General features: G+C 59.0%; 21 protein-coding genes. All 21 read right to left on the reverse strand.

The window, feature by feature from the left end:
• Window position 1: 1 nt before the first annotated feature.
• Complete coding sequence (gene nuoK / locus P2081_RS00710) at window positions 2-307, reverse strand: NADH-quinone oxidoreductase subunit NuoK (RefSeq protein ID WP_009808916.1); 306 nt, start codon at window positions 305-307, stop codon at window positions 2-4.
• A 2-nt stretch (window positions 308-309) separates the two neighbouring features.
• Entirely contained in the window at window positions 310-912 is a 603-nt protein-coding gene (locus tag P2081_RS00715; protein ID WP_278920960.1) for an NADH-quinone oxidoreductase subunit J, read from the reverse strand.
• Window positions 909-1340 carry a carboxymuconolactone decarboxylase family protein gene (locus P2081_RS00720; protein ID WP_278920961.1) on the reverse strand — a complete coding sequence of 144 codons (432 nt, stop codon included), beginning with the start codon at window positions 1338-1340 and terminating at the stop codon, window positions 909-911. The genes P2081_RS00715 and P2081_RS00720 overlap by 4 nt, the downstream gene beginning before the upstream one ends.
• Window positions 1337-1834 (reverse strand): NADH-quinone oxidoreductase subunit NuoI, encoded by a 498-nt coding sequence (gene nuoI / locus P2081_RS00725; RefSeq protein WP_278920962.1) that lies wholly within the window; start codon window positions 1832-1834, stop codon window positions 1337-1339. Before nuoI ends, P2081_RS00720 begins: the two co-directional genes overlap by 4 nt.
• 2 nt (window positions 1835-1836) lie before the next feature.
• On the reverse strand, window positions 1837-2874 hold the full coding sequence (nuoH, locus tag P2081_RS00730; RefSeq protein ID WP_278920963.1) for an NADH-quinone oxidoreductase subunit NuoH: 1038 nt from the start codon (window positions 2872-2874) through the stop codon (window positions 1837-1839).
• Window positions 2875-2880: 6 nt separating this feature from the next.
• The gene (locus P2081_RS00735; RefSeq protein WP_278920964.1) at window positions 2881-3267 is read right to left on the reverse strand and encodes a YNQ4 family lipoprotein; all 387 of its coding nucleotides are present in this window, start codon (window positions 3265-3267) and stop codon (window positions 2881-2883) included.
• A complete protein-coding gene (gene nuoG / locus P2081_RS00740) occupies window positions 3264-5282 on the reverse strand; it encodes an NADH-quinone oxidoreductase subunit NuoG (protein WP_278920965.1) in 2019 nt (672 codons plus the stop codon). Before nuoG ends, P2081_RS00735 begins: the two co-directional genes overlap by 4 nt.
• Before the next feature lie 3 nt (window positions 5283-5285).
• On the reverse strand, window positions 5286-5696 hold the full coding sequence (locus tag P2081_RS00745) for a DUF5333 domain-containing protein (protein WP_438826520.1): 411 nt from the start codon (window positions 5694-5696) through the stop codon (window positions 5286-5288).
• Between the two features lie 112 nt (window positions 5697-5808).
• Window positions 5809-6150 (reverse strand): hypothetical protein, encoded by a 342-nt coding sequence (locus tag P2081_RS00750; protein WP_278920966.1) that lies wholly within the window; start codon window positions 6148-6150, stop codon window positions 5809-5811.
• 23 nt (window positions 6151-6173) lie between these two features.
• A complete protein-coding gene (gene nuoF, locus P2081_RS00755; protein ID WP_278920967.1) occupies window positions 6174-7472 on the reverse strand; it encodes an NADH-quinone oxidoreductase subunit NuoF in 1299 nt (432 codons plus the stop codon).
• 6 nt (window positions 7473-7478) lie between these two features.
• Complete coding sequence (locus P2081_RS00760) at window positions 7479-7718, reverse strand: DUF5337 domain-containing protein (protein ID WP_278920968.1); 240 nt, start codon at window positions 7716-7718, stop codon at window positions 7479-7481.
• 53 nt (window positions 7719-7771) lie between these two features.
• Complete coding sequence (locus P2081_RS00765) at window positions 7772-8938, reverse strand: NADH-quinone oxidoreductase subunit E (RefSeq protein WP_278920969.1); 1167 nt, start codon at window positions 8936-8938, stop codon at window positions 7772-7774.
• Entirely contained in the window at window positions 8938-10149 is a 1212-nt protein-coding gene (locus P2081_RS00770) for an NADH-quinone oxidoreductase subunit D (RefSeq protein ID WP_278921441.1), read from the reverse strand. Before P2081_RS00770 ends, P2081_RS00765 begins: the two co-directional genes overlap by 1 nt.
• 100 nt (window positions 10150-10249) lie before the next feature.
• Entirely contained in the window at window positions 10250-11173 is a 924-nt protein-coding gene (locus tag P2081_RS00775) for a sulfotransferase (RefSeq protein WP_278920970.1), read from the reverse strand.
• A 3-nt stretch (window positions 11174-11176) separates the two neighbouring features.
• Window positions 11177-11779 (reverse strand): NADH-quinone oxidoreductase subunit C, encoded by a 603-nt coding sequence (locus tag P2081_RS00780; RefSeq protein WP_278920971.1) that lies wholly within the window; start codon window positions 11777-11779, stop codon window positions 11177-11179.
• A gap of 23 nt (window positions 11780-11802) precedes the next feature.
• Complete coding sequence (locus tag P2081_RS00785) at window positions 11803-12336, reverse strand: NuoB/complex I 20 kDa subunit family protein (RefSeq protein ID WP_278920972.1); 534 nt, start codon at window positions 12334-12336, stop codon at window positions 11803-11805.
• Complete coding sequence (locus P2081_RS00790) at window positions 12327-12692, reverse strand: NADH-quinone oxidoreductase subunit A (protein WP_009808934.1); 366 nt, start codon at window positions 12690-12692, stop codon at window positions 12327-12329. The genes P2081_RS00785 and P2081_RS00790 overlap by 10 nt, the downstream gene beginning before the upstream one ends.
• A 272-nt stretch (window positions 12693-12964) precedes the next feature.
• Window positions 12965-13747 carry a crotonase/enoyl-CoA hydratase family protein gene (locus P2081_RS00795; protein WP_278920973.1) on the reverse strand — a complete coding sequence of 261 codons (783 nt, stop codon included), beginning with the start codon at window positions 13745-13747 and terminating at the stop codon, window positions 12965-12967.
• A 58-nt stretch (window positions 13748-13805) separates the two neighbouring features.
• Window positions 13806-14663 (reverse strand): hydroxymethylglutaryl-CoA lyase, encoded by an 858-nt coding sequence (locus P2081_RS00800; RefSeq protein WP_278920974.1) that lies wholly within the window; start codon window positions 14661-14663, stop codon window positions 13806-13808.
• Window positions 14664-14744: 81 nt separating this feature from the next.
• Entirely contained in the window at window positions 14745-16688 is a 1944-nt protein-coding gene (locus P2081_RS00805) for an acetyl/propionyl/methylcrotonyl-CoA carboxylase subunit alpha (RefSeq protein ID WP_278920975.1), read from the reverse strand.
• 86 nt (window positions 16689-16774) lie between these two features.
• Window positions 16775-18379 carry a carboxyl transferase domain-containing protein gene (locus P2081_RS00810; protein WP_278920976.1) on the reverse strand — a complete coding sequence of 535 codons (1605 nt, stop codon included), beginning with the start codon at window positions 18377-18379 and terminating at the stop codon, window positions 16775-16777.
• Window positions 18380-18381: the final 2 nt, after the last annotated feature.

The raw sequence follows: 18381 nt of genomic DNA on the forward strand, positions 1-18381 counted from the left end.
TTTAGCCCTTCATCATATTGATGTCTTCCACGGCGATGGTGCCGCGGTTACGGAAGAAGCAGACCAGGATCGCCAGACCAATAGCGGCCTCGGCGGCGGCCACGGTCAGCACGAACAGGGTAAAGACCTGCCCCACCAGATCCCCAAGGAAACTGGAGAAGGCCACAAGGTTGATATTCACCGCCAGCAGCATCAATTCGATGCTCATCAGCAGGATGATCACGTTCTTGCGGTTCAGGAACAGCCCGAAGATGCCAATGACGAACAGCGTCGCCGCGACGGTAAGGTAATGCTCGATACCAATCATTATTAAAGCCCCTGCCCCGGTTTGATGTCTTTCAGTTCCATGGCCTTGGCCGGATCGCGCGACATTTGCAGCATCACGTCCTGGCGTTTGACATCTTTGCGATGGCGCAGGGTCAGGGTGATGGCGCCAATCATGGCGACCAGCAGGATCAGACCCGAAAGCTGGAACAGAAGGAAATATTGATCATAGATGATAAGGCCCAGGGCCTCGGTGTTGTGGCGATCAGCAGGGATCGGCTGCGCCAGTTGTTCGGCGGCGCCATGGGCACTTTCCCAGCTACCATAGGCCATCACGAACTGCATCAGAATGACCAGACCAATCAACAGGGCCAACGGCATATACTGCGCCATCTCTGCCTTCAGTTCAGCAAAGTCCACATCCAGCATCATCACCACAAAGAGAAACAGTACAGCAACCGCCCCCACGTAGACGATGACCAGCAGCATGGCGACGAATTCCGCCCCCAGCAGCACAAACAACCCGGCCGAAGAGATAAAGGCCAGGATCAGCCACAGAACCGAATGCACCGGCTGGCGGCTGATCACAGTGAACAGCCCGCCGGTGATGGCGCTGATGGCGAAGAGGTAGAAGGCAAAAACGCTCATGTCTCATCGTCCCTTTTGTCGGTCATGACTTCCTGCGCCAGTTCCAGCGCCCGGTTCATGGCCGGAATGCCGGCGAAAACCGACATCTGTCCGATCGTTTCAACGATCTCTTGTTTCTTTGCACCCGCCTCAACAGCGTGGCGCACGGTTTGACGCACAGCGGAATCCGCCTGCGCGCCCTGACAGGTCAGCCCGGCCAATGTCAGCAAAAGCCGGGTCTTGGCATCCAGACCATCCTTGTTGATGGTCTTGCCAAACATCATTTCCATGACCTCTTTGGGCATGGTTGGCCACAGGGCCTCGAACCCTTTCATCGACATCGGATCCAGACCCGCCGCCAGATCCGGGTTCATGGCCTTGACCATGTCCTTATACTGGGCCTGTGCCTGGGCCATCATGGCCTCAAAGGGGTTCTTTGCATCGCTCATCGGTAGGGCGCATCCAGTTCGAGGTTGCGGGCGATCTCGGCTTCCCAGCGCTCGCCATTCGCCAACAACTTGTCCTTGTCGTAGAACAGCTCTTCGCGGGTTTCGGTGGCGAACTCAAAATTCGGACCTTCGACAATGGCATCCACCGGGCAGGCTTCTTGGCAGAAACCGCAGTAGATGCATTTGGTCATGTCGATGTCATAGCGCGTGGTACGGCGGCTGCCATCTTCACGCGGCTCCGCATCGATGGTGATCGCCTGCGCCGGGCAGACCGCTTCACACAGCTTGCAGGCAATGCAGCGCTCTTCGCCGTTGGGATACCGCCGCAGCGCATGTTCACCGCGAAAACGTGGGCTTAGCGGCCCCTTTTCATGCGGGTAGTTCAGCGTCGCCTTGGGGGCAAAGAAATACTTCATCCCCAGTTTGAAGCCGACCCAGAAATCCTGCAGCAGGAAATATTTGGCGGCACGGGTGTAATCGATCTGGTTTGTCATGATCAGCCTCCCACGGTCCAGCGGGCGAAGATGCCCCAGAACCAGTCAAATTTTGCAGCAAAGGAAACAAAGACCACCCAGAACAGCGAGAAGGGCAGAAAGACCTTCCAGCCAAGGCGCATCAGCTGGTCATAGCGATAGCGCGGGGTGATGGCTTTCACCATTGCAAAGAGGAAGAAGAAGAAGGCCATCTTGCCGACCATCCACAGCACACCATCCGGCAGGCCTGGGATTGGCGACAGCCAGCCACCAAAGAACAGCAGCGAGGTCAGCGCGCACATCAGGAAGATAGCGATATATTCACCCGCCATGAACAATAGGAAGGGCGTTGCCGAATATTCCACCTGATAACCGGCCACCAGTTCCGACTCCGCTTCGGGCAGGTCGAAGGGGGGGCGGTTGGTTTCAGCCAGGCAAGAGATGAAGAACAGGAAGACCATCGGAAAATGCGGGATCCAGTACCAGTTCAACAGGCCCAGGTCGCCGTCCTGTGCGCGGACGATATCGCCAAAGTTCATGCTGCCGGTAGAGATGATCACCCCGACGATGATCAAGCCGATCGAGACCTCGTAAGAAATCATCTGCGCCGCCGAGCGCAGGGCGCCAAGGAAGGGGTATTTCGAGTTCGAGGCCCAGCCCCCCATGATCACGCCGTAGACCTCGAGGCTGGAAACCGCAAAGACATAGAGGATGGCGACGTTGATGTCTGACAGCACCCAACCATCGTTGAACGGGATCACCGCCCAGGCCACCATCGCCAGCACAAAGGAGGTCAGCGGTGCCATGATAAAGACGGTGCGATCTGCACCCGCCGGGATCACCACCTCTTTGACCACATATTTCAGCGCATCCGCCACCGATTGCAGCAGACCAAAGACGCCCACGACATTGGGGCCACGGCGCATCTGCACCGCCGCCCAGATCTTGCGGTCCCCATAGACGAGGAACAACAGAGAGATCATTACAAATGCAACAACAGCAAGCACTTGCGCCAGGATCAGTACAGCAATGCCGCCTGGGGTGTTAAAGAATTCAGCCATAGGTCCTCACACCGTAGGTATTCCGTTAGCCTCGCAATTGGCGACCACGACTTCTGCATCGATGGTGCGCAAACCGCGCGGAAGGGAGGGCGAGATCGTGTAGACAGCATCGGCTATCTGATTGCCACCCTCTTGTTTCATTTTCGTGCGCACGTGGCGCGCAAACCCATAACCGCGGATCAGCGCGTATTGTGCAGCGGCACATTCGGCATAGTCATCCAGATCCGCACCAGAGGCGGCACCAGACATAGAGACATGAAATTGCACCAGATCGCCGTCCAGCAGGCTGGTGTCGACCCCGTTATACTGGGGGGCAACGCCATCCGCTGAACCGCCGGGGATCGGCGCACAGGCCGCCAGCGTCAGAAACGATATGAGTGCAGCGCGGATCACTCGGCCGCCATCTTTTCGGCCCGGCGGGCTTTGGCATTGGCCGAGAGTTCCGCCATCAGTTTGGAAGCCCGGGCAATCGGGTTGCTCAGATAGAAATCCTTGACCGCAGGCAGGAATGCCGCCTTGCCCAGCGGCCCCAGTTCCAGCGGTGTGCCCTCATTCTCGATCACCTGATCAACCTGCGCCAGATGCGGCACCTGCTTGACCAGGGCCTGACGCAGCTGCGCCAGCGAGTCATACTGCAAAGTTGCGTCCACCTCGGCGCTAAGTGCGCGCAAAATGGCCCAGTTTTCCTTGGCGTCACCGGGGGCAAAGCCCGCACGCATCGCCAGCTGGGGCCGTCCTTCAGTATTGACAAAAAGGCCGTTCTCTTCCGTATAGGCCGCGCCCGGCAGGATCACATCGGCGCGATGCGCACCACGATCGCCATGGCTGCCCTGATAGATCACAAAGGCACCATCGTCGATTTCCACTTCGTCCGCGCCCAGGTTGTAGATCACCTCGGCGCCCTCGATGGCCGCCGCCATGCCACCTTCGGTCACCGCGCCGATATCCATCGCGCCAACCCGTGCCGCCGCAGTATGCAGCACCAAGAGTTTTGATCCGGTATCAGCGGCAAATTTCTGGGCATGCGCCAGCACCGCAAGCCCGTCGGCTTCGCGCAGGGCACCCTGCCCGACAATCACCAGGGTTTCCTTGTCCAGCGCAGCAGAGTGATCGCCAGAATGCAGCGCTTCAAGCGCGGCACGATCAGTGCCCAGGTGGCTATAGTCATAGGTCAGATCGACTGGCTGGCCGATCAGGCCGATGGTGGCCCCATTGATCCAGGCCCGTCGGATCCGAGCATTCAGCACCGGAGATTCATTGCGTGGATCCGTTCCGATCAGCATGATCGCCTTGGCGCTGTCGATATCCTCGATGGTCGCGGTGCCAACATAGCCTGCGCGGTCGCCAATCGGCAGGCGCGCATTATCGGTCCGGCATTCGACCTGGCCACCCTGGGCTTCAACCAGCTGCTTCAGCGCAAAGGCCGCCTCAACCGGGACCAGATCGCCGATCAGGCCAGCAATCTTCTTGCCCTTCATCGCATCGGCAGCCGCGTGCAGGGCTTCGGGCCAGCTGGCAGGCTTTAGCTTGCCGTCAACACGCACATAGGGGCGATCCAGACGCTGACGCCGCAGACCATCCCAGACAAAGCGTGTCTTGTCGGAAATCCATTCTTCGTTCACCGCGTCATTGTTGCGCGGCAGGATCCGCATCACTTCGCGCCCCTTGGTATCAACCCGAATATTGGCCCCCAGCGAATCCATCACATCAATGGATTCTGTCTTTGTCAGCTCCCAGGGGCGGGCGCTAAAGGCATAGGGTTTCGAGGTCAGCGCGCCAACCGGACACAGATCAATGATGTTGCCCTGCAGGTTGCTGTCCAGGGTTTCGTTCAGATAGCTGGTGATTTCAGCATCTTCACCGCGGCCTGTCTGGCCCATCTGGGTGATCCCGGCCACCTCGGAGGTGAAGCGCACACAGCGGGTGCAGCTGATGCAGCGGGTCATCGCAGTTGAAACAAGCGGGCCGAGGTTCAGATCGTCCACTGCGCGCTTGGGTTCACGAAAGCGGGAAAAATCAACACCATAGGCCATGGCCTGATCCTGCAGATCACATTCGCCGCCCTGGTCGCAAATCGGGCAATCCAGCGGATGGTTGATCAGCATGAATTCCATCACGCCTTCGCGGGCTTTTTTCACCATGGGTGAATTGGTTTTCACCACCGGCGGCTGGCCTTCGGGGCCTGGGCGCAGGTCACGCACCTGCATAGCGCAGGATGCCGCAGGCTTGGGCGGGCCGCCCACGACCTCTACCAGACACATGCGGCAGTTGCCGGCAATCGACAGGCGTTCATGGTAGCAGAAGCGCGGGATTTCCACCCCGGCCTCTTCACAGGCCTGGATCAGGGTCATCGCCCCGTCCACCTCAACCTCGGTTCCGTCAATGTTGATCTTGCGGAGGTCAGCCATGGTCTATTTCGCCCTCAGTAACGCGCCGATCGCGCTGTTTTTCTTGATTTCCGCACGACCGAACGCACAGAATGTTTCTTGATTGCCATAAGAGACGCCGCGCGCCGCCAGCAGTCTTTCGCCCTTGGCCCGCATCCGGGCCTTTTCAACGTCGGATTCGATATAAGCGCGGATTTCGCTGTCAGCGTAGCCAAGGCGATTGGCCCGTGCCCGCAATCTACGCAGTTCGCCCACGCCTTTAAGGAAGCGCGCACCAAGGCTGTCACAATGATCCGCCACCTCTTTTGCCATCGCCACGGCAAACAGCGGGTTTTCAATTTCCGGCACATCCCGCAGCGACGGTTTTGCCGCCGCAGTCAAAGGACCAGCAAACGCCGCTGCTGCCATCAAAGGTACAATCCAGGCCAGTTTCATCTGGGCATATTTCATCGGTCTCTCCTGAAGTTTGGAGAGGCAAAAGGCCAAAAAACGGCCGCGCTATGCAATAGCGCCGCTGCCAATTGGCCAGAATATGCCTGGATCACGCTCACGACTTGCAGACCCCCTGCAGCACAGCATTGTCGCCATCACGCGGCAGCGGCACTTCTGGGTCGTCCAGATCCAGCGGCCAGTCAATACGCGAGGTGCCGTAGTTTTGAATGCAATATGTGGTGCCCGCATAGCGCATCGCCTCACGCGCGCCCAAGGGCGAGGCCGCAACATCATAGACCTCTGCCTCGAACCGCGCGCGCGTGACTTTCTTATCGACAACAGAGGCCTTGGTGCGGAACGGCACGCCATCAAACACAGGACGCATGTCCTTATCGCTGCAGGCCGCCAAAAGCGCGGTGACGACAAACGTCGCCGTCATGAATTTGACATGTCCCATCAAAATTGGTCCCTTACATCCCATCATTCAGCAGCAATGGCGCTTTTGCGGCCGGTTTTCTGCGCTTTGATGCGGTCTTCGATTTCATCGCGGAAGTTGCGGATCAACCCCTGGATCGGCCAGGCTGCGGCGTCGCCCAGGGCGCAGATGGTGTGGCCTTCGACCTGCTTGGTCACATCCCACAACATGTCGATTTCTTCCAGATCCGCCTCGCCTTTGACCAGGCGTTCCATCACCCGCATCATCCAGCCGGTGCCTTCGCGGCAGGGCGTACACTGGCCGCAACTTTCGTGTTTGTAGAATTTCGCCAGACGCCAGATCGCCTTGATGATATCGGTCTGCTTATCCATCACGATGACCGCTGCGGTGCCAAGGCCCGAGCCCAGCTCGCCGCGCAGGTAGTCAAAGTCCATGATCGCATCGCGCATGTTTTCACCGCGCACGCAGGGCACCGAAGACCCACCGGGGATCACCGCCAGCAGATTGTCCCAGCCGCCGCGAATGCCACCGCAGTGCTTTTCAATCAGCTCTTCAAACGAGATCGACATGGCTTCTTCAACCACACAGGGGTTGTTGACGTGGCCAGAAATCGCAAACAGCTTGGTACCGGCATTATTAGGTCGGCCAAAGCCTGCAAACCAATCCGCACCGCGGCGCAGGATGGTGGGCACAACAGCAATCGATTCCACGTTATTAACCGTGGTGGGGCAGCCATATAGACCCGCGCCTGCCGGAAAAGGTGGCTTCATCCGGGGCATGCCCTTCTTGCCTTCCAGGCTTTCGATCAGGGCGGTTTCCTCGCCGCAGATATAGGCCCCTGCCCCATGGTGCAGGAAGACATCGAAATCCCAGCCTGATCCGGCTGCGTTCTTGCCCAGAAGCCCCTTGTCGTAGCATTCGTCGATAGCCGCCTGCAGCGCCTCGCGCTCGCGGATATATTCGCCACGCAGGTAGATATAACAGGTATGCGCGTTCATCGCGAAGCTGGCAATCAGCGCGCCCTCGATCAGCGTATGCGGATCATGGCGCATGATTTCGCGGTCTTTGCAGGTGCCGGGTTCGGATTCATCGGCGTTGATCACCAGATAGGACGGGCGACCATCGCTTTCTTTCGGCATGAAAGACCATTTCAGCCCGGTAGGGAACCCCGCACCACCACGGCCCCGCAAACCGGAATCCTTCATCGTCTGGATGATCCAGTCACGACCCTTGTCGATGATCCCTGAAGTGCCATCCCAATGGCCACGTGCCTGCGCGCCTTTCAGGGTGCGCTCATGCATACCGTATAGGTTGGTAAAGATCCGGTCCTGGTCCTTCAGCATGTCTGCCTACCCTTGGTTGTCGTTTTTACTGGCCTGACGCATGCGCCAGAGTTGCACTATATTGACCCCTGCATAGATCATCGCGGCAAGGGCTGCGAAATCAAACAAGAGCGCAAAGCGGCCAGGCAATCCAATTGCCGGGCCAATGATCAGATTCAAGGCCAACCAGGCCAGCATGGTTCCGGCAATCACCAATGAGATGTGCCGCCCCTTTGCTGCGATCGCCCTATCCAGATCTGCGCTCATTCAGGTCCTCATGTCTGTTCCCTGCCTGCCCCGGAATAGGACAGCCAGTTCGGTTATTCGTCGTCGTAGCGGCCGTCTTTTTTGGCCTTCGTGGCAAATTCAGTCTCGTCACCCACCGCCAGTTTGGCAGCCTGTGCAATCCAGCCATCCCGTTCGATACGGCCCTTGAACTTCAATCGGTTGTCGACCCAGGCCACTTCGGCCTCGCCCCACTCCGCAATCTGGTCAAAGTGGAAAAAGCCCAGATCGTTCAGGGTTGCCTCCAGCTTGGGACCAACGCCCTTTAGCAGTTTCAGATCATCCGGCAGTCCACCGCGCGCTTCTTTCAGCGTCTTGGGTTCCTGTTCCTCGGTGACCTTGGCCGCCGCCCCTTCGGGGGAGGCAGGCTCTACCACTGCAGATTTTTTCACCGGTGCCTTTGCGGCCTCTTTGGCCTGCTTGGCGGCCGGTTTCGCGGCCTCGGGAGCCTTGGGGGGCTGATCCGCTGAGGCGCGCCCTGCGACCACACCATCCTTGCCAACCCAGGGGGTCAGCAGCGGAACTTCATCACCCTGGATCCGCTTGATACCGTCGCCAATATCAGTCGCCAGCTGTGCCGATGCGTTATACTGTGCCTTGCCGCTATCAAAATCCTGCAACGAGGTCAGGCCCGACTTTGGCTCTGCCGCATAACGGCCATTCTGCGGCCCCGGCACAACAGGCTTGCCTGCCGCCAGATCATCCAGCATCTGGCCAAAGCCGGCGGCGGTGAGATCTTCAAAATAGTCCTTGCCGATCTGGGCCATCGGCGCGTTGGCGCAGGCGCCCAGACATTCGACCTCTTCCCAGCTGAACTTGCCATCCGCCGAGAGGGTATGCGGTTTTTCAGCAATCTTGTCCTTGCAAACCGCGATCAGATCTTCGGCGCCGCAGATCATGCAAGACAGGGTGCCACAGACCTGCACATGCGCCACCGATCCGGTGGGCTGCATCTGGAACATGAAGTAGAACGAGGTAACCTCGAGCACACGGATATAGGCCATGCCCAACATATCGGCGATATATTCAATCGCCGGCTTGGAGACCCAGCCTTCCTGTTCCTGTGCCCGCCACAACAGCGGGATCACAGCCGAGGCCTGACGGCCTTCGGGGAATTTGGTCAATTGCGCCTCGGCCCATTTCTGGTTGGCGGGCGTGAAAGCAAAGCTTTCGGGTTGTTCGGAATGAAGGCGACGAAGCATTAGCGGTCAATCTCTCCAAATACGACGTCCATGGTGCCGATGATGGCAGCGACGTCGGCCAGCTGGTGGCCTTTTGCAACGTGGTCCATGGCTTGCAGATGCAGGAAACCCGGCGCGCGGATCTTGCTGCGGTAGGGTTTGTTAGACCCATCTGCCACCAGATAGACGCCGAATTCGCCCTTCGGGGCCTCGACGGCGGTATAGACCTCACCGGCGGGCACGTGAAAGCCTTCGGTATAGAGTTTGAAGTGGTGAATGAGGCTCTCCATCGAGGTCTTCATATCACCTCGTTTGGGCGGGCTCAGCTTACCCCGCGCCATCACATCACCAGTGGCCTCACGCAGTTTGACGATGGCCTGACGGATGATAGACAGCGACTGGCGCATTTCTTCCATGCGCACCAGATAGCGATCATAGCAATCCCCGTTCTTGCCCACAGGGATCTGGAAGTCGAATTCATCGTAGCATTCATAGGGCTGCGCGCGGCGCAAATCCCAGGCCATGCCCGATCCACGCACCATAACGCCGGAAAAGCCATATTCCAGGATATCTTCCTCGGTCACCACGCCAATATCGCAGTTGCGCTGCTTGAAGATGCGGTTTTCGGTCAACAACCCGTCGATATCAGCCAGTACCTTGGGGAATTCCATCGCCCAGAGGTCGATATCGTCCAGCAGATCATCCGGAATATCCTGATGCACCCCACCGGGGCGGAAATAGGCCGCGTGCAGACGTGCCCCACAGGCGCGTTCATAGAACACCATCAGCTTTTCACGTTCCTCAAATCCCCAGAGCGGCGGCGTCAGCGCGCCAACGTCCATCGCCTGGGTAGTGACGTTCAGCAGGTGGTTCAGAATACGGCCGATTTCAGAGTACAGAACCCGGATAAGCGAGCCACGACGCGGCACTTCAACGCCGGTCAGTTTTTCGATTGCCAAGCACCAGGCATGTTCCTGGTTCATCGGCGCCACATAGTCCAGCCGGTCAAAATACGGCAGGTTCTGCAGGTAGGTGCGGCTTTCCATCAGCTTTTCGGTGCCACGGTGCAGCAGGCCGATGTGCGGGTCGCAGCGCTCTACAATCTCGCCGTCCAACTCCAACACCAGACGCAACACCCCGTGGGCCGCAGGGTGCTGCGGGCCAAAGTTGATGTTGAAATTGCGGATCTTCTGCTCGCCGGTCTGGGCGTCATCGAATTTGGAGCCGTCCATCATGCCAGTTCCCCCTCATTACACGCGCGCGCCACAATCGCGATCTGGCCCTGGCCCAGCATGGCAGCGTCGAACGTGTGGTTATCCTTGCAGGTCATTCTCATATCGAACCTACCGTAGCGGGTTGAAGATCATTGGCGCCTTCAAGGTGCACTTTCCAGGCCTCTGGCAAGCGGTCTCCGAATTTTTCCTGCATCAGGTCATAAACCTCGCCAAGGTGTTCCAGAGCGAAAGCCCGGAATGCCGGATCAAACTTTTTCTCGCGCGGATTACCAACGTTCACCTTGGTATCAAAGTCACCCGACTTGCGGGCAATCCCCAGAAAATCGCAGATATCGTCAACATTGCGCTTCTCGAACATGTCCTCGTAGAAGAAATATCCGATTTTCTCTGGCTCCACAGCCGCTTCCAGATTGGCAATTGTCAGATGATAGCGCGAGCGACGCAGGGCCGCCGAATTCTTCCGCGCAAGCATTGTCTTCAGCTCGTTCAGGATTTCCTCATTGCCAATTTTACGCGAACGATCACCATTATCGCGCGCGCGCAGCTGCTTACGCGCGGCTGAATGCAGGCGTTCAATAGGGTCGCGCATCAAAAACACGAACCTTGTGTCAGCGTTCAACGCAGCCATTTGCGCAAAGGTATCAACGCTCAGCTTTGAGTAGTCCGGCGTAATTTCACCCACCAATTTCTGGCCGTTATAGCGCTCAAACACGATATCAGCATAAAGCTCATGCGTTGGGTCTCGCGTCTCACGCATGGCAATACTTCGTTGCAATAGCGCCGGAGGCTTTTCGCCAGCCTCGCTGAACTCTGCCAGTCTTTTCTTTTGCACGTCATGGTGGAACGATAAACCGGTTTGCCAATAGCTCCAGTAATGCATCTCCTTGCCCGGCGGCACGCAGGCCTCCGGGTGCTGGTTCAGGTAGGCATGCAACCAGCTTGTCCCAGCCTTCTGGGCTCCGACACCAAAAAACAGGGTCGTGGGTTCCGCGAACCGGCTATCTATCTTTGCCGCGCTCATGCCTCAGCCCTCTTTTTTTTCATCACCGGGCAGGATGTACTCGGCACCCTCCCATGGCGACATGAAATCAAACTGGCGATATTCCTGCACAAGGTTCACCGGCTCATAGACAACGCGTTTTTCCGCCTCGTCGTAACGTACTTCGGTATAGCCCGTGGTGGGGAAATCCTTGCGCAGCGGATAGCCGCGAAAGCCATAGTCGGTCAGGATGCGGCGGAGATCCGGATGACCAGAAAACAGGATTCCGAACATGTCGAAAACTTCGCGCTCAAACCAGTTGGCCGAAGGGTGAACAGCAACAATCGACGGCACCATGTCGTCTTCGCGAATGGAGACCCGAAGGCGGATACGTTGGTTCTGGTACATAGACAGCAGATGGTAAACCACCTCAAAGCGCTTGGTGCGCTCGGGGTAGTCCACGGCGGTGATGTCAACCAAGGATGAAAACTTGCAGTTGCTGTCTGTTTTCAGAAATTCAACCAGACCGGCGATATTGGCCGGGGCCACATCGACGTTCAATTCATCAAAGGCCACATCCCAGGACAAAACGCAGTCCGGGCGCTTGGCGGCGATCTGGGTCCCGAGTTCTTGCAGTGCTTCAGTCATTTATGTCTCTCCAGCCAGATCGCTTAGCGCACCAGAGTACCGGTACGGCGGATTTTGCGCTGCAGCTGCATCAACCCGTAAAGCAGGGCCTCCGCCGTGGGCGGGCAGCCTGGCACGTAGATATCAACCGGAACGATACGATCACAGCCGCGCACCACCGAATAGCTATAGTGGTAATAGCCGCCGCCATTGGCACAGGAGCCCATGGAGATCACGTAGCGCGGCTCTGGCATCTGGTCGTAAACCTTGCGCAGCGCGGGCGCCATCTTGTTGGTAAGGGTCCCGGCCACGATCATCACATCCGATTGGCGCGGCGAGGCCCGCGGCGCAATGCCAAAACGTTCGGCATCATAGCGCGGCATCGACGTATGCATCATCTCGACCGCACAGCAGGCCAGACCAAAGGTCATCCAGTGCAGGCTGCCGGTGCGGGCCCAGTTGATGATATCTTCGGCAGAGGTCAGCAGAAACCCCTTGTCCTGCAATTCTGCATTCAGCGCCTGGGTAACAACTTCCTTGTCCACCCCAGCGGTATTGGCCCCGGTCATCACTCCCATTCCAGAGCTCCCTTTTTCCACTCATAGGCAAAGCCGATGGTCAGAACCCCAAGAAACACCATCATCGACCAGAAACCGGTATCGCTCATATCCTTGAACCCAACGGCCCAGGGAAACAGAAAGGCGATTTCCAGATCAAAAATGATGAAAAGAATCGACACCAGGTAAAACCGAACGTCAAATTTCATGCGCGCGTCATCAAAGGCGTTGAAACCGCATTCATAGGCGCTGACTTTTTCGGGGTCAGGGTTGCGCACGGCAAGCACAACTGCCGCCAAAATAAGAACAATTCCTAGGCCGACCGCGACAACTAGAAACACCAAGATCGGGAGGTATTCCCGCAACATCTCTTCCACGAGTGGCTCCTTTCCGAGCGCGCGGATTCTCGCGCGCCGTCAATTGGCGTGTTGACTTGCGCATGTGTCTACTCGCCGCCCCCCCTATCGTCAACCGAACCAATGCGGATGAACCGGGCTTTCTACATGCGCCGAGACCCAGCAGCATCACTTGGCGCCATTTGGACCGCCCCAGGTTAATTTCTTATTATTTCCATAAGGAAAGGTGCCGCGAGCTCTCGCGACACCCGGAAAAACAGACATTCAAAATGCGGATTAACCTGGCGCTGGTATCATCCCTGCCAACGCGGCTTGCGCTTGTCAAAGAAGGCGCCGATGCCTTCCGGGGCTTCATCGCCCTCCCAACGCTCCACCAGGGCAGAAATGGTCATATCGATCACCGTATCATCCAGACGCGGTCCCAGATCTCGCGCTAATTTTTTCGCCGCGGCAACCGCACCTGGCGCGCAGGACAGATAGGGTTCCACCTCAAACTCCACCGCAGCCGCCAGATCAGCCGCCGGAACCGCTTTGGCCAACAGGCCCAGATCGACAGCTTCCGCCGCGCCAAACAGACGTGCCGACATAAAAACCCGCCGCGCCCGCGCCTCGCCCATACGCGCCACCACATAGGGGCCAATGGTGGCCGGGATCAGGCCCAGACGGGTTTCCGTCAGCCCCATTTTCAGATGATCCACCCCAATGGCCACATCACAGACTGATGCCATGCCGACGCCGCCGCCAAAGGCATTGCCCTGAATCGCCCCGATGAGCGGCTTCGGCAGAGTATTCAGCAGCATCAAAGCCTCGGCCAGAATACGCGCTTCTGCGGCGCGGGTGGCCGCATCGGCTTGCATCTGCTGCTGCATCCAGCCCAGATCACCGCCTGCGCAAAAACTCTTGCCCGCACCGGTCAAGACCACAACACGCACCCGCTCATCCGCCGCCAGCTCGGCAGCAGCCGCCTTGATCTCCAGCAGCATCTCTCCAGACATCGCATTATGCTTTTCCGGCCGGTTCAGGGTCAGCCGTGCAACCCCGCGCGCATCCGTCTCCAACAACACCGTCTTGTACATCACTTTTCCTCTTCCTCAGTCACACCGCGCCGGGGCCTGCCCGGGCAGGCCGCCCTGTTCAGTCACTTCCGCGCATCCTGCGCGCCAAAGTGGCCGCTTCGGTCAAAACCCCACGATCCAGCCCCGTTTCATATCCCAGCGCCACCAGATGATCCTGCACCGCTTCGGTGGCAACATTGCCAGCGGCGCCCGGCGCATAGGGACACCCCCCCAGACCGCCAACTGCGGCATCGAACACTCGCACCCCCTGCGCCAGCGACGCCTCGATATTGACCAGGGCGCGCCCCGCCGTGTCATGATAATGGCCCGCCAGTTGCGACACCGGCACCCGCACCTTCACCGCCTCCAGCATCTTGCTGATGGCCTCTGGCGTTGCCTGGCCAATGGTATCGCCCAGCGAGACCTCATAGCAGCCCATCTCATGCAACTGCTGCGCCACACGCGCCACCTGCTCAGGGGCCGTCGTACCATCAAAAGGACAATCCGTTACACAGGACACATAGCCCCGGACCGGCAGATTGATCGCCGCCGCCGCCGCCACAATCGGCTCAAACCGCTCCAGGCTTTCGGCAATGGTCGCATTGATATTTGCCCGAGAAAACCCTTCCGAGGCTGAGGCAAACACCGCGATCTCATCCGCCCCCGCCGCCACCGCATCCCGGTAGCCGCGCATATTCGGGGTCAAAGCTGCATAGGAAACCCCGGCAACCCGGCCAATTCCGGCTAAAACCTCGGCGCTGCCCGCCATCTGCGGCACCCATTTGGGTGACACAAAACTGGCAACCTCGATCCGGCGAAACCCGGCCCGCGACAGGCAATTCACCAATGCGATTTTCTCGGCCACCGGGATGGCGCGCTTTTCGTTCTGCAGCCCGTCGCGCGGCCCCATCTCAAAGATCTCGACAGTCCGTTGCACGCCCCGCCCCTCCTTCATCTTACCCTAAATACCTAAACTCCGAACCGCGCCCCGGAACGCGCGGCTCGAACCTGTTGCGGCCTAGCTCTCTTCCAGACGCACCAGCGCAGCACCAGCCTCAACCTGATCGCCCTCGGTAGCCAGGACCTCGGCCACCGTACCGTCGCGGGCGGCCAACAAAGAATGTTCCATTTTCATCGCCTCCAGAATAGCCAGCCGGTCGCCCTCTTTGACCTCGGCCCCCGCCTTGGCGAAGACCGCCTTGACCAGGCCCGGCATCGGCGCTTCCACCACATTGAGATCGCCGCCCGCCGTAGCGTCACGCTCCAGCGGGTCGATCACTTCAAAGACCTGGCCATAGCCATCAAAGACAGTGATGGAATTGCCCGCCTGGGTCATTGGCGGCAAACGATCACCGCCCAGTAGCCAAGTGCCGCCAACCCGGTTGGCGCAGATCTGATCCTCGGGATGTCCCGGGAACTCCCAGATCTGGCGGTCCGGACCGTCCACTTCAACCGTGGCTTCAAAGACTTCCCCCTGATAGCTGAGGTGTATCGAGCGGCGCAGATCAGACCAAAGGGTAAAGCCCGCCGCCCAATCCATGTCCACCAGGCCCAAAGCCTGCATGCCTGCGGCAGCCTTGTGTTCAAATTTCACTTGCGGCACCTGCACCAGTTGCTCCAGATCCCGCGCAATGAGGCCGGTGTCGACCTGCCCTGCGGCAAAGCTTTCATGCGCCGCAAGCGCGCCCAGGAATGCCAGGTTGGTGACCGTGCCGCCGACCTCGGTTTCGGCCAGGGCCTGCGACAGGCGCGACAGGGCAATGTCACGGGTTGGCCCATGCACGATGACCTTGGCAATCATAGGGTCATACCAGGGGCTGATGGTATCGCCAGCGCGCACCCCGCTGTCGGCGCGACAGTCTGCGGGAAATTGCAGATGTGTCAGGGTGCCGGTGGCTGGCAAAAACCCCTTTGGCACATCTTCGGCATAAAGCCGCGCTTCAAAGGCGTGACCTGAAATTGCCAGATCCTCTTGCTGGGCTGGCAGGCTCTCCCCTGCAGCGACGCGCAACTGCCATTCGACCAGATCAACACCTGTGATCAGTTCTGATACCGGATGCTCCACCTGCAGTCGGGTGTTCATCTCCATGAACCAGAAGCCATCGGCGCGCAGACCATCGGAGCCATCAACGATGAATTCCACCGTGCCAGCCCCCTTGTAGCCAATCGCCTCGGCGGCGCGTACCCCGGCCGCCCCCATGGCGGCGCGCATTTCATCCGTCATGCCGGGGGCCGGAGCCTCCTCGATCACCTTTTGGTGGCGGCGCTGCAACGAACAGTCGCGTTCAAACAGATGTACCGCATGAGTACCATCGCCAAAGACCTGGATTTCGATATGGCGGGGCTGCTGGATGTATTTTTCGATCAGGACATCCGGATTGCCAAAGGCCGTTGTCGCCTCGCCCTGGGCGCTGGCAAGCGCTTCGGCAAATTCACTGCCAGCCTCGACCAGGCGCATGCCCTTACCGCCACCACCGGCTACGGCCTTGATCAATACCGGATAGCCAATTTTATCGGCCTCGGCTTTCAGGAAGTCAGCCTGCTGATTGGCGCCGTGATAGCCAGGGACCACGGGCACGCCAGCCGCCTCCATCAATACCTTGGCGGCATCTTTGAGACCCATTTTGCGGATCGCGTCTGCCGAGGGGCCAATAAAGATCAGCCCGGCTGCCTCGACGGCCTCCACAAAATCGGGGTTTTCCGACAGGAAGCCATAGCCCGGGTGGATCGCCTGGGCCCCCATCGCCTGGGCCTGCGCAATGATCTCGTCGCCCAACAGATAGCTGTCGGCCGGCGCCGGGCCCTGGCCGATGTGACAGGCTTCATCTGCCATGGCCACATGTTTGGCGGCGCGATCCGCATCGGAGTAGACGGCCACGGTTTTGACCCCAAGGGAGCGGGCGGTTTCTATCACACGGCAGGCAATTTCACCGCGATTGGCAATCAGAATTTTATCGAACATGGGGATGGTCCTTTGTCTGCAACGTCGGACCGAGGGCTCTGCCCCCGGACCCCCGAGGTATTTTTGGCAAGATGAATGGAAGGCATTTACATGCGGAAGACGCCAAAGCGGGTTTCATCGATTTCTGCATTGAGCGCGGCCTGCAGTGACAGGGCCAGCACATCTCGGCTTTTGCGGGGGTCGATGATGCCATCATCCCAGAGCCGTGCTGCGGCATAGAGCGGGTGGCTTTGTTCTTCGAACATATCAATGGTGGGCTGTTTGAACTGGTTTTCTTCCTCCGCCGACCAGCTGCCGCCCTGGCGCTCAATAGCGTCGCGTTTCACCGTGGCCAACACGCCTGCCGCCTGTTCGCCGCCCATGACCGAGATGCGTGAGTTGGGCCAGGTCCACAGGAAACGCGGCTGATAGGCCCGCCCGGCCATGCCGTAGTTGCCCGCACCAAAGGAGCCGCCGACCAGCATGGTGATCTTGGGGACATTGGTCGAAGCCACTGCCGTCACCATCTTGGCACCGTGGCGCGCGATGCCTTCGTTTTCATATTTTCGTCCCACCATGAAACCGGTGATATTCTGCAAAAAGACCAATGGGATTTTGCGCTGTGAGCAGAGTTCTACAAAATGCGCGCCTTTTTGGGCGGCTTCGGAAAACAAGACGCCATTGTTGGCGATGATCCCCACAGGGCAGCCTTTGACATGGGCAAAACCGGTCACCAGGGTTTCGCCGTAGCGCGGCTTGAATTCGTCAAAGCGTGAGCCGTCCACCAGGCGCGCAATCACTTCGCGGATGTCATAGGGGGTGCGCAGATCACCAGGAACCACGCCCAGGATTTCTTCGGGGTCATAGGCGGGCTCTTCGGGGGAGGCCCAGTTCACCGTTTGCGGTTTGATGATATTGAGCGACTGCACGGCGCGGCGCGCAAGTGCCAGGGCGTGGGCGTCATCTTCAGCCAGGTAATCCGCCACGCCAGAGAGCCGCGTGTGCACATCTCCGCCGCCGAGATCCTCGGCCGTGACCACCTCGCCAGTGGCGGCCTTGACCAGGGGGGGGCCGGCCAGAAAGATAGTGCCCTGCTCCTTGACGATGATGGTCACGTCAGACATCGCGGGCACATAGGCGCCACCGGCAGTGCAAGAGCCCATGACCACGGCGATTTGCGGAATGCCCTTGGAGGACATGCGCGCCTGATTGTAAAAGATGCGGCCAAAGTGGTCGCGGTCCGGGAAGACCTCGTCCTGTTGCGGCAGGTTGGCGCCGCCCGAGTCCACCAGGTAGATACAAGGAAGGCGGTTTTCCTCGGCAATTTCCTGCGCCCGCAGATGTTTCTTCACCGTCATCGGGTAGTAGGTGCCGCCCTTTACGGTGGCATCATTACAGACCACCATGACCTCTTGACCATGCACCCGGCCAATACCCGCAATCACGCCTCCGGCAGGGGCTGCACCGTCATACATGTTGTGGGCCGCTGTCGCACCGATCTCAAGAAAGGGCGAGCCCGGATCCAGCAGGTTCGCCACCCGGCGGCGTGGCAGCATCTTGCCCCGGCTTTCATGGCGGGCGCGAGATTTTTCGCCCCCGCCCAGGCGCGCAGCCTCGGCCACTGCAGAAATCTGCGCCAGCGCATCGAGATGCGCGGCTTGATTTGCCTTGAAACCTTCGGAGGAAGGCATCGCCTTGGATTTGAGTTTCATGT

The organism is Pseudophaeobacter profundi (genome assembly GCF_029697505.1).
Classification (GTDB): domain Bacteria; phylum Pseudomonadota; class Alphaproteobacteria; order Rhodobacterales; family Rhodobacteraceae; genus Pseudophaeobacter; species Pseudophaeobacter profundi.